This is a genomic window from Spirosoma pollinicola, from assembly GCF_002831565.1.
Lineage (GTDB): Bacteria > Bacteroidota > Bacteroidia > Cytophagales > Spirosomataceae > Spirosoma > Spirosoma pollinicola.
Genome location: NZ_CP025096.1, coordinates 108,077 through 124,482, shown reverse-complemented (window position 1 = coordinate 124,482; position 16,406 = coordinate 108,077). Strand labels below are relative to the sequence as shown.

Sequence of the window (16,406 nt, the reverse complement as noted above, 5' to 3'; positions counted from 1 at the left end):
CAGTTGACTAAAACAGAGAAATCTCAACCTTGGGTAGGGTAACGGTTTCCCACCAGTAGGTACGCAGGCTTTGAAAATAGCGAAGCCAGTCGGCGGCCAGTCGGGGTTTAACCAGATATGAGGAGCAACCACGCTGGTAGGCTTCGGCAATATCAGCCTGATTGTTTGATTGACTCAGCAGTACGACCGGAATTTTACCCATCGCGGCTGGCATCGCTTTAATTTGATTCAGCAAGTGCCAGCCATGCTGGGGTTCTGGCAAGTACAGATCCAGTAAAATTAGCTTTGGATAATTCCATTCTTCGGTGAGGCACTGGTTCAAAAAGGAAAGGGCTTCTGCTTCGGAGGAGACCAGCGCGATTTTCACTTCGGGTAAACACTGAGCGATCGAATCCTTAATTAGTTTTCCATGATCAGGATTGTCCTCAATAACTAACAGGCTGGCATTTCTGAAGTTGTCCCGCAGGGCTGGATTAGAAACTGATTGAGTTTTCATATACGTTGATTAGGCATGTTGACAGTCAAATTTACAATACTCAGCAACTAAAAGCTAGAGAATCAGTAGACAAATCCATGAGAAAGCGGCTTAGATCTGCACGATAGCAACAGGGCTAGTAAATCAATAAACGCTACAATGAACGGCTACATACAGATTGGTACGTGTGGACTAAATGGCTCTAAAGCGGCATATGCTGAACTATTTTCAAGTGTAGAAATCCAGCTTACTTTTTATCAGCCGCCCAGGCTGGCTACATTGGAAAAGTGGCGATCAGAGGTTCCGGCTGATTTTGAGTTTGTACTGAAAGCCTGGCAGCTTATTACCCATCCCGCAAAAAGTCCGACTTACAAACGGCTAAAGCGAACGCTATCAGAATCGGAACGGGTAGACGCGGGCTACTTCAAGCCTACGTCGATTGTCGAAGAAGCTTGGCAAGTCACCCTCGCCTGTGCCCGGACGTTAGGTGCCAAAACGATCCTGTTTCAATGTCCCGCCAGTTTTTCCCAGACACCTGAGCATATATCGAATCTGATTCAGTTCTTTAGCCAAATTGACCGCAACGGGTTCAATTGCTGCTGGGAGCCGCGTGGTTCGTGGGATAAACAGGTTGTGAAAGATTTGTGTGAAGAGCTTGACCTGTGGCATGTTGTGGACCCATTTGTTCAGTCAACAATGACACCGGAACGGTGTTACTTTCGGCTTCACGGCCGAGAGGGGTGGCGATATCAATATGAGACCGATGAATTAGCTGACCTGGCAGAGCTATTACCTAAAGAGGATGCCGGGTATGTGTTCTTCAATAATAGTCGTATGAAGCAAGATGCCCTGACGTTTAAACAACTACTTAAAAACCACTTCTGATTAAGCGAAACCGATAGCCGTTTCCTAAATTGAATCAGCCTCAACAGGGATTATTAAAGAAAATCCCTGTTGAGGCTGATTCAATTTACTACATAATCTCGTTACCTGAAAATTGATCTAACCTCGCTTACGCTTCTTTTGAGCGTTTCCTGCCGGACAAAAGGGCGACAACGGCGGTCGTTACCACAACGCCAATCAAGGCTTGCTTTAGTAGCCCCTGCCGGTTGTATTTCCAATCTGCTTTCATGCCCTTCTCGGCAAAAATATTAGGCACTCGGCTGTGCTTAAAATCATCTATGATCCCTTCCACAACGTTGACCCGGTCGGCAATCAGTAGGGGCAACCAGTGTCCGTATTCCGATTCACTGAATCGAAAGGCAAACCGACGGATACGGCCACTAAGCCCCGAAGGTGGAGTAGATGTGCCAAAGACCGCACTCAAATTTGGCCGTTCGATGGAGTGGAGCACTTCTATATCGACAGGTTGTTGTTGTGGCCGCTCCCAAGTGTATCCCCGCTGGTCGGCTGGCCCGTCGGCGCGGTGCTTAATCGGGTAGGTAGGATCGTTTTTAAGATCAGCATCGATACCCCAACCCGGAATATGCGCATAGTCTTTTGCTAATGTTTCTATCGTTTCCATAAACGTTGGGTTTAAAAGGTGGCCGAGGGCGGAATGAGAACAGGTTTAATACAATTGTCCAGCTTGTTGGAAAAGATGTTGTAGGCTTCCGCTACCTCTTCCAGCGGCACCCGATGAGTAATCATGGCTTTAGGATTAAGGACACCACTTTGTATGTGATCGATCAGGCGTGGCAGTAACCGTTTTACTGACGCCTGATTTGCCCGAATGGTGATACCTTTATTAACTACATTACCAATTGGAACCAGGTTGTCGGTGGGGCCGTATACGCCCACGATGGAAACGATTCCGCCTTTTTTAACCGAGTTGATCGCCCAGTGAAGAGCCGTTGCCGAACCGGCCTGTAGTAATAACTTTCGTCCGGTAATGGTTTGCAGGGCACTGCCTGCTGCTTCGGCTCCCACAGCGTCAATACAAACATCCGCGCCCAGCCAGTCGGTTATTTTCTTTACAAAAACCACCGGATCGTCCATTTCTTTAAAATTGTAAGCTTCACAGGGGGCGTAGTTCCGGACAAATTCAAGCCGGTAATCCACATGATCGATGACAATAACACGACCAGCGCCAAATAACCAGGCGCATCTGGCAGCCATAATGCCCACCGGGCCCGCGCCGAAAACCACCACCGTGTCGCCGGGTTGAATACCCCCCATTTCTGCCGCCTGGTAGCCCGTTGGCACCACGTCGGTTAGCAAAACAGCATCATCGGGATCCATGTCGGGCGGGATAACCGTAGGTCCAAAATTGGCATAAGGCACCCGGACAAATTCGGCCTGACCGCCATCATACCCACCGGCGGTGTGCGAATAACCAAAGATGCCCCCAACAGCCGAGGCTTGTGAATTTGACTCATGACAATTGCCGTATAACCCCTGCTGGCAGAATATACACTTTCCGCAGGCGATGTTAAAGGGAACCAGTACCTGATCGCCCACTTTTATCTTGTGAACGTCTGGACCAATTTCTTCGACCACCCCGATAAACTCATGACCGAAGGTCATACCCACCCGGGTATCGGGTACGTTACCGTTATACAAGTGCAGATCTGACCCACAGATACAGGAGCGTGTAACCCGCACAATAGCATCTTCGGGATGCTTGATTGTTGGCATGGGTTTATGATCGATGCGGACCCGTCGGGGTCCTCGGTAATTCATGGCTAGCATAGGCTCGTCTCGTTGAGTTAAAAATTTACCGTGTCTTTCCGTTTGTTGTTCCCCAAACTGAATTTGAAGAACTGGTACCTACAGATGAGGGCATTCCACTTCATATGTTAAGTGCCATGTACAAAGGCGATTGATACAGGTAGTAAACAAACCTGTTGCCTGAAGTAAGAAGCCATTTGCCGGGGAAGGAAGTGAGGCTACGGTTTTATCATCAACTGGCCATTGACTGCCGATTTTAACGAGCATTCTGATTTAGACTGCGTTCCGGACGTAGACGTGCTTTTTTTTTGCTGGTCCATATCCTCATTTCAGGTCTTTTTTAATAAGCAAATTTTTGGGCAGGCAGGTAGTGTAGTCAGTTATGGCTGGCAACAAACAAGCTCTATAAGACTAGATGAGCCCTAGGTGAAGGCTATTGTTTTCAGGCTTATCAAAGGAGAAAAGGTATGAACGTAAAACTGAAAGTCTGGCGGCAGAAAAATGCCAGTACGTCCGGTAAACTGGTTGAATACACCCTGGCGAATATTGACCCCGATATGTCGTTTCTGGAAATGTTCGACGTACTTAATGGTGAATTGACCCAAAAAGGCGAGGAGCCCATCATTTTTGACCACGACTGCCGCGAAGGTATCTGCGGCTCCTGCTCCATGTTTGTGAATGGGCGGGCACACGGGCCGCAGACAGGTGGCGCTGTTTGCCAGTTGTACATGCGGAGCTTTCGGGATGGCGAAACGATTGTTGTTGAACCCTGGCGATCGCGGGCTTTTCCGATCATCAAGGACCTATCGGTTGATCGATCTGCTTTCGACCGAATCGTGCAGTCGGGCGGTTATATCTCCGTCAATACGGGTTCAGCGCCAGATGCCAACGAGATTCTGGTGCCCCGGCAAATCCAGGAATCAACGATGGATGCTGCGGCCTGTATTGCCTGTGGAGCCTGCGTAGCGGCCTGCAAAAATGCCTCGGCAATGCTATTTGTGGGGGCTCAGGTGTCGCGCTTTGCCCTCTTGCCACAGGGCCAGTCTGAACGTCGTGAACGGGCCGAGCGCATGGTGGCCCAGATGGATTCTGAGGGTTTCGGCGCTTGTTCGTTTACGGGCGCTTGCGCCGTGGAATGTCCGGCTTCTGTTCCTCTGGAAGCCATTACCAGATTAAACCGGGAGTATTTAGGTGCGAAGCTTATTTCGCCCGGGAATGAGTCCTGATTTGAAAAGACAATTATTTGTCAATTACCCGCCTGCCGGGTTGATTCGCAGAATATCGCTTTAAGTTATGTTTATCTATAAGATTTTTGCGGTAAGCCCGACCTAAGGGTATGATTTCTTTTTCAATCAAGACCATTTGGGTGGCAATGGATTTGATGTGGTCTTCATTGATGATATAACTGTTGTGGACCCGTATAAAACGAGTATCCAACTCCTGTTGCATCTTAATAAGCGACCGCTTTATGGTGTGTAGATTGTCTGATGTTTTAATAAATGTATAATTGCGTTCGGAGTAGAGATACAATATATCGTTAAAGTTAATCCGGATTTGTGCGTTTTTTAACCCTCTAACAAACAGATAGGACGTTTTTTCCACCGTAGCTAGTATGCGGTCAATTGTAGATCGGAGGGTAAGTGCATGAAAAGGCTTTACCAGATGGCCTCCTACGCCCAGGCTGTTTGTCGTTTCATAAAAAGAACTGTCCAGAGAACTGGTTATAATAATAAACTTCTTGCTGTAGTCCGGAAACTGGTGGAGTAAATCCAACCCTTTGGGTTTACCATCCAGGAAAAGATTGCAAATAATAATGTCGGGGTTTTGACGAGCTATTACTTCCTGCGCCACCTCGAGACTATGAGCCAATTGAGGACACGGGAACCCCATGGTCTGGACGGTCTTCTGTAAATCAACCGCGTCAACCAAATTAGTTTCTATAGTTAAAATCGATGTCAATTGTGAGGAAACCATTTCGTACACTTAGAGGTGTATTGGACCTGCTCTTGCGCAATAGTATCAAATCAAGAGCATATATACAGCCTAAATGTATATATTAATATATACAATACATGTTTAATTGACTATAAATATTTGCTGATACGAACAATTTGATGTGCACATCATTCAGAATAATTTCAGTTGCACATCTGCCGATGTAGGCTGTGATAACCAAGAAGGACGACAAGCATATAAAAGGACTTTGCTCTCTATAATATGTATTCTCGATTGCAGTTGTCCTTCAGCACAAGAGCGTTATTACTTAACGTGAATGCCTCGATGTTAAGACAAAGGAGCCCATAAGTCACCTTGTTTTGTAGATTGATCTGCCCACAGAGAGAATGCCTGTTTCCGGCTAATGAAGCCACTATAAATTTCACTGCCCAAGCGTGCGGGACTCACTTTTATTTACAGGCTTCGCAATTAATGGCTCACTTTTTGTCAACTCACTCCGGCACCGGGGGTACTATAGACAATCTGCCTAATCTGACCAGGTATGCAGACACGAAATGCTGTTTACATACCTTAAAACGTCGTTTGTAGTCAAAGTTCATTGCCCGATTCGCTTTAGCATAACATTTGTTACTCTGGTTTTGACTCGGTACGAACAAATTATGCATGCATATACTACCTACAAACACAGGGTGAAAAATTTAGCTGGATCTGCGGTCTTGGTGTATACTTCCGACATCGGCTACTAAGCAACAACTACCAAAGTTGAACTGCAAATCTCCGCTGGCTAACCGGGGGTGGATTAGCTTCTACATAGTGCATTCGTTCCATAAATCTACAGGGGCCACCAACGGAAAGCCTGATACGTGATCATCGAGGGTCGGGTATTGTTCCGCATCGTTATATATCCCGACTCTTTGTTGGGCTTCAAGAAAATCTATATTAACTCAAATGTGTGTGACGAATGAGAAAAAAAATACATTCTATCCTGACTTTCCCAAAAACTATGCCAGAATCTTTTGTTGATGACCACAAGGCGTTGTCTTTGAAAAATAAATTTTTGACTATACTGATGAGCTTAGTGAACCGCTCCAATCGGACTAGCGCATCTTTTCCTGGTTTGTGGGCCAGTAAGCTGACACTTGCTTTTTTTTCCTTATTGATACTTCTTCAAATTGGAAATCTGCAAGCTCAGACCTGTACCGTAACCGACTACCTGTACCTGAACGACGTTACAAAGGATAATAATGGTAACGGTATAGGCTACGTTCACAAATTAAGGCTCAATCCTGGGATCTCGGCTACTGAGATCTATTCGTCGGGCACCAAATCCTGGTTCCCGGCGGGTGGAGTCCTGAAAACGCCACACGGTCTGGGGCAGGATTTGAACGGCAACCTGTACATTGGCCAGACGGGTGATGGGCCTATTGCCAAGATCAAGTGCAACGGCACCGTAGTGAACGCCAACTTTATCAATGATGGTGGATTTAATGTCGTTTCTAAAGACGGCTATCTCTACATTGATGACAATGGCTCTAACCGCATCAACCGCTACTCCCTTTGCGATGGCTCAGCACAAGGCTACATTGTGTTGAACGGTGATTTTTCATACGGTTCTGAAACGATGAAAGACTGGGGATTAGAGATCGATCCCGACGGTACGTTCTACGTAACGGCAGGGTTTAACGTGTTGAATAATAACAAGAATACGTACATCTATCGCTTTAAACCTACCGACGCCAGCTTTACGGCACATACGGCTTATACTGCCCAGTTGATTACCGGCGTTGGCGTATCCCTAAAACCAGGTACTGGCGATTCGGGAATTAGCAACACGAACGAGGTGTGGGGGATTACGCATGACCCAGCCGGTAACATGTATATAGTGGTTCAAGACCGAACCGATGATACCAACAAGGAAACGTGGATTCTGAAGTATAACAAAAACTTCACCCTCGTGGATTACATCATGGAGAAAGACGACACGCCAACAGGCGGTATCGAGGGAGCGCGGGGCATCGTATATTACGCGCCCTGGGATCGATTGCTGATTGCCGGTGGGCCCGATGGTGACTGCGTAGCAAAAGTGAGGCCTTCAGACATGGTATATACGGGCGCACTAGCCCCCAATGAGCCTGGCCAAACACCCAAAACGCTGCGAATTGCGAGCGAGGCCTGCCCAACGGCGGCAGCCCTTACCGTTGATACCACTATGTGTAACGTGCAGGTAGGCGATAAGGTGTTTCTACAGAACATCATTGGTACATGTAACGCACCTATTTGTGGAGGTACCTGGACGGCCAGCACCGGCAACGCTGGCATCACGTTTAACGAATGTGACCTTAGCTTCACCGTAACGAACGTAGCGATTGGCTGCGGAAAGTTTACACTCAAGAATGTTGGAGGTACCTGCGGTGATTTCACGATTACAGTAAACGTCGATTTCGCCAATGTGACGGCTCCCGTTCTTGGCGGTAATCAAACGGTTTGTGCTGGTTCCGACATTCCGACCCCATTCACGACAGTCACTCCCGCAACGGGAAGTAATACCATTAAGTATCAATGGCAAAAAAGTACGGCCTCCTGTACGGCTGGGTTTACCAATATTGCTAACGCTACAGCCAGTACGTATACTCCAACCGTATTGACACAAACGAAGTATTATCGAGTCGTTACTACGGTTGATGGTAACTGTAGTACCCCGCGTGGTAGCTGCGCTGATACCAGTAATTGCGTAACGGTTACCACAAAGGTTTGCTGCGCAAAGCCAGTGGTAACCGTTACGCCCGGCACCTGCAACCCAGCAACGAATCAGTACAGTATTTCGGGTACCATATCACTAACAAATGCATCAGCCGGTACGGCAACAATCACCGATGGTACCCGGTCGACAACGGTAGCTATAGCCGCTACGGCTACCTCGGTTGCCTACTCGCTGGCGGGCTTTACGTCAGGAACCGGCTCACATACAGTAACCGTGTCGCTGCCTGGTTGCGGCAGCGACGATGCAGTATATACCGCCCCGGCTTCGTGTACAGTAGCTCCCTGCGCCCTCAACGTAGTGGTCACGCCGGGCAGTTGTAACTCGGCCACCAACCAGTACTCGATTAGCGGCACGGTGAGCTTCACCAATGCCGTGGCGGGTACGCTGAGCATCACCGATGGAGTCAAATCAACTACAGTGGCCGTTGCCGCGGGGGCTACCTCGGTGGCCTACTCGCTAACGGGGCTGACCTCGGGCAGCGGCTCGCACACGGTCGTGGCCAGCCTGACGGGTTGCGGAACGGACTTCATTACCTACGCGGCACCGGCTAGCTGTACGGTGTGTACGGTGAATCTGGTGACGAGCACCTTGCCCAACGGGCAAGTGGGCACTGCCTACAGCCGCACGCTGGTCACCTCGGGCGGCACTACACCCTACACCTATGCCGTCTCGACGGGTACGTTGCCCGCGGGTCTGAGCCTCAACCCCACGAGTGGCGTTATCTCAGGCACACCAACGAGTGCGACCACTGCCAGCTTCACCATCAAGGTGACCGACGCTAAATCGTGTTCCGATGTGGCCGCTCTAAGTATCACCACCAGCAGTGCCCCCGTTTGTTTGTTAACGGTGACAGCTACGCCCGGAACTTGCAACGCTAATAATAATAACTACAGAGTAACGGGAACGATATCGGCAACCAATACTACCGGCAACCAGTCCTTGACCATTTCGGTAGGTTCAGTAACGACCACCGCTTCACTGACCGGCAACGGACCTGTATCCTACACCTTGATTGGGCTACTTTCAGATGGATTGACCAAAACAGTTTCGGTGATTAGCAGCGCTACAGCTTGTGGCTCAGCCTCGGTGACCTACAGCGCCCCGGCTTCGTGTACGGTCTGCTCGCTGAGTCTGGTGACCAGCAACCTGCCCAACGGACAGGTCGGCACACCTTACGCCCATACCATCATTACCACTGGTGGTAACTCACCCCTGAGCTTCTCCGTCGCAGGCGGAACACTGCCTGAGGGACTGTCGCTAAATCCCACAACGGGAGTGATCGCGGGAGTACCCACTGCAGCCGGTAGCTTTACCGTCACCTTCACTATCACCGATAGCAAAGGTTGTCGGGTGAGCCTGCCCCTCACCGTGTTTGATATCAATACCGGCCCGGTCTGCTCGATTGGCCTGGCTGTTACGCCGGGGGTATGTAGTTCCGCGACCAACACTTACACCCTGAGCGGAATGGTGAGCCTGAGCAACAATACCACCGGTGGGACCATCCTCATCACCAGCGGACTGATGACCACCACCCTGACCATCAGCAATACCGCGACTTTGGTGCCCTTTAGCCTCACGGGATTGGGCTCCGATGGCCTGGTGCATACCGTCACTGCGACGCTCACCGGCTGCGGCACAGGCAGTACGACCTACTCCGCTCCCCAGAGTTGCACCATCGCCTGCCAGCCCCCCATCCATGTTTGCAAAGGCACCGATTATGCCTTTCAAATAGATGCCCCCACCGGCCAGGCCAGCTACCAGTGGTACCGCAATGGAGTGGTCATCGCCAGCGCCACCCTAAGCTCGTTCACGGCTACCCAGGCGGGCAGCTACTCGGTGGTGATCAATGGCACTGCCGTGGGGCAGTGTCCTGACGGGTCGTGCTGCCCGGTGGTCATCGTGGAAGATTCGATCGCCACCTACCAGGCGCAGGCCCAGGCACCCACCTGCAGCACGGCCAGCAGTTCGGAGGCCAACGCCGATGGCCGGATTGTGGTGACCAACTGGAGGCTAAGCGCCACCGATACGACCACCTATTTTTACCAGGTCTCGCTGGGCAGTCGCTTCAATGAGGCACAGGTGATCGGGGGCAGTACGCTCCGGCCTGTGCCCGCCAGTGGGGTAGTGGTGGCTGACTTAGCCAATCCGGCCACGGCAGGCGGTCAGGCGTACACGGTTCGCATCTGCAATGGGCTGGGTTGTGAGAAAGATGTGGTGGTCATCCTACCCCAGACCATCTGTAGCTGTCCACCTGCCAAGTGTGTACTTTTTGTCATTAAAAAAGTGCATAAAGCCCTTTAATGGCTGGTTTATTAATCGTACATAGAAATGGTCCGAAATCCACCGATTTCGGACCATTTCTATGTAGCAAGGTCCCTGGTTTGTTGTTTTAAGGCGAATGTTGTTGTGTGTTTATAGATATCAATCTCTCTATTGAATTATTGGCTTTCTTTTTGTAAAGACAAAAAAAATTATTGTGTATAAAAATCCTATTCTTCTAGTTTTTTAAATACTACCTATTATACTCTTTTTTTTGTCGTTTTTCCCCATTTGACTACTTCGAAAGGCTTCTAGCATACTTATTGCCGCCCTTGATTTTGCTATTGGCCAGATAAGGCAAAGTACTGTCCCCTGATAATGGATGATTGTACTCACGGCTTAGATCTGGTAGTGAAATATTCGAGACATTATGCACCTAACATCTACGCTTACCTTGTCGCCTGGCCTCTTGCCGAAGAGCAAAGCGATGACTCTTCCGGTAGTACCTACCTACCCACTCACTCACTCCGACATACGGCCTGCTACTGGGATCAGCGTTGCTGCCTGTCGGCAGATAACGTTGCGAGACTCCTTACGAAGGCTACTATTAGTGATCACATTGGTGTTCATGTCGATAGCTGTGCTTACAGGCAGCATGCAGGCACAAACAATCACGGGTACAGTCTTCCGTGATTTTAACTCCGACGGCGCGAAAGATAATACGGCGAATTTTGTTGAACCCGGCGTTGGGGGTGTCACGGTGACGGCCTACAATGCAGCCGGAGCATCTGTTGGGACTACTACGACCAGTTCAGCCGCTGCAACGTTGGGGCAGTACACGCTCACTACGGGTGCTGGTCAGTTTCGGGTCGAATTCACCAGTCTGCCTGCCAGCAATTACGATAGCTTTAAAGGTACCGGGTCTGGTACATCAGTTCAGTTTGTGAGTGGTGGCAGTACCAGCGTAAACCTGGGCATTGGCAATGCGGCCAATTATTGCCAACCCAATCCGATCATTGCCGACCCTTGCTATTTAAATGGTTCAAGGGCATCGAACGGTACCGAATCGGTTGTGGTGCTTTTTAATGATTTGGACCGGGGACAGGGGAAGGCCCACCAGAACATTGCGAAATTTAGCGAAATAGGGGCCGTTTGGGGGCAAGCCTATAACCGTGATACAAAAAAATTATACCTGTCGGCCTTTATCAAACGCCACATGGATCTTGGCCCGAATGGGTTGGGTGCTATCTACGAAATAGATCTGACTACCCCCACAACGGCGGGCGCTGGCACGCCCACGCTCTGGCTTGATATCAATGCCAGCACCTTCGTTGATCAGGCCAACGCACCGGTTAATCTGGGTTTTCCAGCCGATCCCGGTGCTTCCTCGCGCGGATTAGGTGTAAAAACGTCGCCTAGCCGCGATAACTGGGGCTGGGCCAATATGGGTCGTGAGGGTATTGGCGATATTGAACTATCTGAAGATGGGAAGCGGCTTTATGTAACGGACTTGAGCAATCAGCAGGTCTTGTGTATTGATTATACTACCAAAAAGCTACTCTGGAAACTAGCTGTTACCACGCCTACATGTCTGGGTGGGAGTGGCGATATCAGACCCTGGGCCTTGAAAGAGCACAATGGGGTATTGTATGTGGGGGCGGTTTGTTCAGGAGAAACCAATCAGAATGATGCCCAGTTGCACTACTATATTATGAAGTGCAACAGCCTGACAGCGGCCACATCGATGTCACTGGCGGTTAATCTGGGCAATTCGCTCACAAAACAAGCCTCGAAGACCTGGAACGCCTGGTATCCAGCCATCGCGCCAGCTTCGGTAAAGGGTATGTCAGACGGATCCTATCATATATACCCTCAGCCCATTATTTCTGATATTGAATTTGATATTAATGATAACATGCTGATTGGGGTGATGGATCGGTCCGGACACCAGACGGGATTCAAGAATTTTATACCTAACGTCACGAATTCAAACCTGATCAATGGCATTGCCTACGGCGATATCACCTACGCCAAGGCGCCGGCATACACGACGGTAGAAACGGCTCCATGGTCGTTTTTCGATTTGACGGCTTCCATCAATAACCCACCCCTTGATCAGTTTACGGGCGGCATGGTCACAACCAATTTGAGCCAGAACTTCGTAGCCGCCAATATGATTGATCCCTTCGATTTCAATTCGAACGGTATTACCTGGGATAAGACATCAGATGGGCAGCAGCAAGGAGGTACCGACGCTGCGGGACGACTAGAGATCGTGCCCAATGCCTCAGATGTATCTACCTTTGGTAAGGGTAGCGGGCTAGGCGATCTGGCCATGTTGTGCGACAATCCACCCATCATGATTGGCAACCGGGTCTGGAATGATGCCAACGACAACGGCGTACAGGATCCGGGTGAATCACCACTGGCTGGTGTAACGGTGACGCTAAAAGGACCGGCTTCAACCACGGTAGCCACCGTAACGACAAACCCAAATGGCGAATACTATTTCACCGATGCAACCGGTACCAACACCACCGGATTTGCCTATGGTTTATCGACCCTGACGGCAGGCGTCAGTTATTCGCTCTGTTTCCCCACTTCCTTCAGTACGCTGAGTTTGAGCACCAAGCCCAATTCGGCCAGCGGAAGTAATACCGAAGCCATTGACTCGGACCCCAATGCAGCAGGGGTTATTGTCTTTACGCTGGGAAACGCAGGTCAAAACAATTTCAACTATGATGCGGGTTATACTGTTGCCGCTTGCGACCTTACCGCAACCGCAACTCCGGGCACCTGTAATTCGGCCACAAATCAATACAGCGTTTCGGGCACCATTAGCCTAACGAGTGCGGTAGCAGGAACAGCTACCATTACTGATGGAGCTAAGTCGACCACTGTTGCGGTAGTTGCCTCGGCCACCTCTGTGGCCTATACGCTGGCGGGCTTGACATCGGGATCGGGTTCACATACCGTGGTGGTGACACTGCCCGGCTGTGGAACCGACGTTACTACCTATACAGCTCCGGCTTCCTGCTCCGTAGCACCCTGCGCACTCAATGTGGCAGTCACTCCTGGCATCTGTAACTCAGCCACGAATCAGTACAGTATCTCGGGTACGGTATCACTGACCAACGCCGTGGCGGGTACGCTAACCATCACCGATGGTACGGCTACCACAACGATCACCGTCAGCGCTACAGATACAAATATCCCCTATTCGTTAAGCGGTTTTACGTCTACCGGTGCCAGCCATACCGTTGTAGCCACACTGCCCGGCTGTGGTTCAGATTTCACGACGTACACGGCTCCGGCCAGTTGCACAGTGTGCACCGTTAACCTGACCACCAGTACCCTGCCTAACGGCCAGGTGGGCACCGCCTATAGCCAGACGCTGACCACCACGGGTGGCACCACGCCCTATACCTACGCCGTCTCGACAGGTACGTTGCCAACGGGACTAACCCTCAACCCAACCACGGGTGTGATCTCAGGTACACCAACAGCGGCCACTACCAGTGTCTTCACCATCAAAGTGACCGACGCTAAATCGTGTACCGATGTGGCCTCACTGACCATTGTCACTTCTTCGGCCCCGGCCTGTTCGCAGAATCTGGTGGTCACACCGGGTACGTGTAACTCAGCCACCAACCAATACTCAATCTCTGGTACGGTGAGCTTCACCAACGCCGTGGCGGGTACGCTCACCATCACCGACGGGTCTAAATCAACCACAGTGGCTGTCACCGCGGGGGCAACCTCGGTGGCTTACTCATTAACGGGTCTGACTTCGGGTAGTGGCTCGCACACGGTTACTTCCAGCTTAACGAATTGCGGAACGGACTTTATCACCTATGCGGCTCCGGCTAGCTGTACGGTGTGTACGGTGAACCTAGTAACGAGCACCTTGCCCGATGGGCAGGTGGGTACGGCCTACAGCCGCACGCTGGTCACCTCAGGTGGTACCACGCCCTATACCTACGCCGTCTCGATAGGTACGTTACCTTCGGGCCTGAGCCTGAACCCCACCACGGGTGTGATTTCAGGAATACCGTCGGCGGCTGCTACTAGTGCCTTCAGCATCAAAGTGACCGATGCCAAATCATGTACCGATGTGACATCGCTGACCATCACGACCTCGGCCCTGCCGGTCTGCTCGCTGGATCTGATCGTCACGCCGGGTACGTGTAACTCAGTAACGAATCAGTACAGCATCTCTGGTACGGTTGGGTTGACCAACTCCACAGCCGGTAACCTGGTGATTACCGACGGTGCCAAGTCCACTACGCTGACCATCACGGCCAGCACCACCTCGGTAGTTTATTCCTTGACGGGGCTGACCTCGGGCAGCGGCTCACACACGGTGATCGCCAGTCTGTCAGGTTGCGGTACCGACAACGCGGCTTATTCGGCTCCGGCTTCATGTACAGTGGCTCCGCCAGCCATAGCGGTGGTGGTTGGTATCCCGACTTGTAACTCGCTGACCAATAACTACACCGCCACGGGCACGGTAAGTTTGACCAACGCGGTGGCAGGCACACTGACCATTACTGATAATGGAGCCAGCCTGACGACCATCACCGTCACGGCGGGGCAGGCAACGGCCAGTTTCTCGGTCTCGGGCGTGAGCAACGCAGGTAGCCACACGGTGGTGGCTACCCTGACGGGTGGTCCATCGGCTACGACGACCTACACCGCTCCCGCTTCGTGCACGGTCTGCTCGCTGAGTCTGACCACTGCCAGCCTGCCCAACGGACAGGTCGGTACGCCTTACAGCCAGATGCTTACGACCACGGGGGGCACCGCTCCACTCACCTATACTATTTCGGTGGGTAGCCTGCCAACCGGGTTGACACTTAACCCAACCACAGGGCTCATTGCCGGAATACCCACCGCTGCCGGTAGCTTCACGGCTACGCTACGAGTCACCGACAGTAAGGGTTGTCAGGTGAGCCTGCCCCTCACCGTGTTTGATATCAATACCGGCCCGGTCTGCTCGATTGGCCTGGCTGTTACGCCGGGGGTATGTAGTTCCGCGACCAACACTTACACCCTGAGCGGAATGGTGAGCCTGAGCAACAATACTACCGGTGGGACCATCCTCATCACCAGCGGACTGATGACCACCACCCTGACCGTCAGCAATACCGCGACTTTGGTGCCCTTTAGCCTGACAGGATTGGGCTCCGATGGCCTGGTGCATACCGTCACCGCTACACTGAGCGGCTGTAGTACGAGCACTACTACCTACACCGCACCGGCTTCCTGCACTCAGCCTGTCAGCACCAAACTGACGCTCGACAAAATGGTTAACCTAAGCAAAGCCAAACTTGGTGATATCCTGACCTACACGCTGGTGCTGACCAATACGGGAACAACGATCGCGTCGAATATTGTCGTCACTGATTCGAGTACCGTGGGCCTCAACTACGTGGCTGGTTCGGCTACGGCTCCGGTCGGTACGACCTTCACCCAGGGTAGCCCTATCAGCACCTGGCAGGTAGCCTCCATCAGTGCCGGACAAAGTCTGATGCTAACCTTCCAGGCTAAAGCCGATAGTTCAGGCATCCTCTACAACAAAGCGACGATTCCCGGCGATACAGCGATAGTCTGTACCTCCATTCCCGTGGTCATGTGTGTGGGTGATATCTACACGTTCCAACTGTCAGTACCCGCTGGTCGTAGTAGCTATAAGTGGTTCAGGGATAATGTCGAGATAGTAGGTCAGACCACTAACAGCCTGGATATAACCGGCCCCGGTACCTATAGCCTTGCCGTTGACAACACCACTGGCAAATGCCCTGACTTCAGTTGCTGCCCATTCATCATCGAGGAGGATAGTCTGCCAGCGTTTAAGGCAACCGCCATTCCCGTTACCTGCGTAGGCAAGGTGCTGCAAGCCAATGGCAAGATCGAGCTTAGCAGCTTCGATCTGTCTAACACGTATCAGTATTCGGCAGGTAGTGTCTTTAATCCAGCGGCTTCACTCTCTGGAACGGCGAAGTCAATCCCAACGGGTGGTGTGCTTGTCAGCAATCTGACAAACCCATTGATCTCTGAATCATACACAGTTCGGGTCTATAATCGATCGGGTTGTTTTAAGGACGTAACAGTAACATTATTGACCACGGTTTGCGACTGTCTGCCAGATGTCTGTGTACCATTCGTCCTCAAGCAAACCAAACGTGCCAAGCGCATTGGCGATGTCCGGTAAACCGGACTGAAGGTAGTAAACCAGAACAAAGGACTCCAGCCCTGCATGTTGCTAAACCAATTTTGGCGATC

Annotated in this window: 8 protein-coding genes; 4 read left to right on the top strand and 4 right to left on the bottom strand. The window is 51.1% G+C overall.

The window, feature by feature from the left end; translation table 11 throughout:
* Positions 1-7: 7 nt before the first annotated feature.
* Positions 8-496 carry a response regulator gene (locus CWM47_RS00505; protein ID WP_100985858.1) on the bottom strand — a complete coding sequence of 163 codons (489 nt, stop codon included), beginning with the start codon at positions 494-496 and terminating at the stop codon, positions 8-10.
* Between the two features lie 138 nt (positions 497-634).
* Here CWM47_RS00505 and CWM47_RS00500 point away from each other — a divergent pair, with 138 nt between their 5' ends.
* Positions 635-1,360 carry a DUF72 domain-containing protein gene (locus tag CWM47_RS00500; protein WP_100985857.1) on the top strand — a complete coding sequence of 242 codons (726 nt, stop codon included), beginning with the start codon at positions 635-637 and terminating at the stop codon, positions 1,358-1,360.
* A gap of 127 nt (positions 1,361-1,487) precedes the next feature.
* Here CWM47_RS00500 and CWM47_RS00495 read toward each other — a convergent pair whose 3' ends face one another.
* Together CWM47_RS00495 and CWM47_RS00490 are read right to left on the bottom strand one after the other, a co-directional pair.
* A complete protein-coding gene (locus tag CWM47_RS00495; protein ID WP_100985856.1) occupies positions 1,488-2,000 on the bottom strand; it encodes a hypothetical protein in 513 nt (170 codons plus the stop codon).
* Between the two features lie 11 nt (positions 2,001-2,011).
* Complete coding sequence (locus tag CWM47_RS00490; protein WP_100985855.1) at positions 2,012-3,166, bottom strand: zinc-dependent alcohol dehydrogenase; 1,155 nt, start codon at positions 3,164-3,166, stop codon at positions 2,012-2,014.
* Between the two features lie 446 nt (positions 3,167-3,612).
* Here CWM47_RS00490 and CWM47_RS00485 point away from each other — a divergent pair, with 446 nt between their 5' ends.
* The gene (locus CWM47_RS00485) at positions 3,613-4,371 is read left to right on the top strand and encodes a succinate dehydrogenase/fumarate reductase iron-sulfur subunit (protein ID WP_100985854.1); all 759 of its coding nucleotides are present in this window, start codon (positions 3,613-3,615) and stop codon (positions 4,369-4,371) included.
* Positions 4,372-4,384: 13 nt separating this feature from the next.
* Here CWM47_RS00485 and CWM47_RS00480 read toward each other — a convergent pair whose 3' ends face one another.
* Entirely contained in the window at positions 4,385-5,014 is a 630-nt protein-coding gene (locus tag CWM47_RS00480) for a LytR/AlgR family response regulator transcription factor (RefSeq protein WP_170069394.1), read from the bottom strand.
* Between the two features lie 1,156 nt (positions 5,015-6,170).
* Here CWM47_RS00480 and CWM47_RS00475 point away from each other — a divergent pair.
* Both CWM47_RS00475 and CWM47_RS00470 read left to right on the top strand, forming a co-directional pair.
* On the top strand, positions 6,171-10,163 hold the full coding sequence (locus CWM47_RS00475; protein WP_170069393.1) for a putative Ig domain-containing protein: 3,993 nt from the start codon (positions 6,171-6,173) through the stop codon (positions 10,161-10,163).
* Positions 10,164-10,551: 388 nt separating this feature from the next.
* Positions 10,552-16,335, top strand: coding sequence for a putative Ig domain-containing protein (locus CWM47_RS00470; protein ID WP_100985851.1), 5,784 nt, complete (start codon positions 10,552-10,554; stop codon positions 16,333-16,335).
* Positions 16,336-16,406 lie beyond the last annotated feature (71 nt).

Bases quoted from the DNA above. Each gene is read 5' to 3' on its own strand.
- CWM47_RS00505 (WP_100985858.1), bottom strand. From the start codon at position 496: ATGAAAACTCAATCAGTTTCTAATCCAGCCCTGCGGGACAACTTCAGA.
- CWM47_RS00500 (WP_100985857.1), top strand. From the start codon at position 635: ATGAACGGCTACATACAGATTGGTACGTGTGGACTAAATGGCTCTAAA.
- CWM47_RS00495 (WP_100985856.1), bottom strand. From the start codon at position 2,000: ATGGAAACGATAGAAACATTAGCAAAAGACTATGCGCATATTCCGGGT.
- CWM47_RS00490 (WP_100985855.1), bottom strand. From the start codon at position 3,166: ATGCTAGCCATGAATTACCGAGGACCCCGACGGGTCCGCATCGATCAT.
- CWM47_RS00485 (WP_100985854.1), top strand. From the start codon at position 3,613: ATGAACGTAAAACTGAAAGTCTGGCGGCAGAAAAATGCCAGTACGTCC.
- CWM47_RS00475 (WP_170069393.1), top strand. From the start codon at position 6,171: ATGAGCTTAGTGAACCGCTCCAATCGGACTAGCGCATCTTTTCCTGGT.
- CWM47_RS00470 (WP_100985851.1), top strand. From the start codon at position 10,552: ATGCACCTAACATCTACGCTTACCTTGTCGCCTGGCCTCTTGCCGAAG.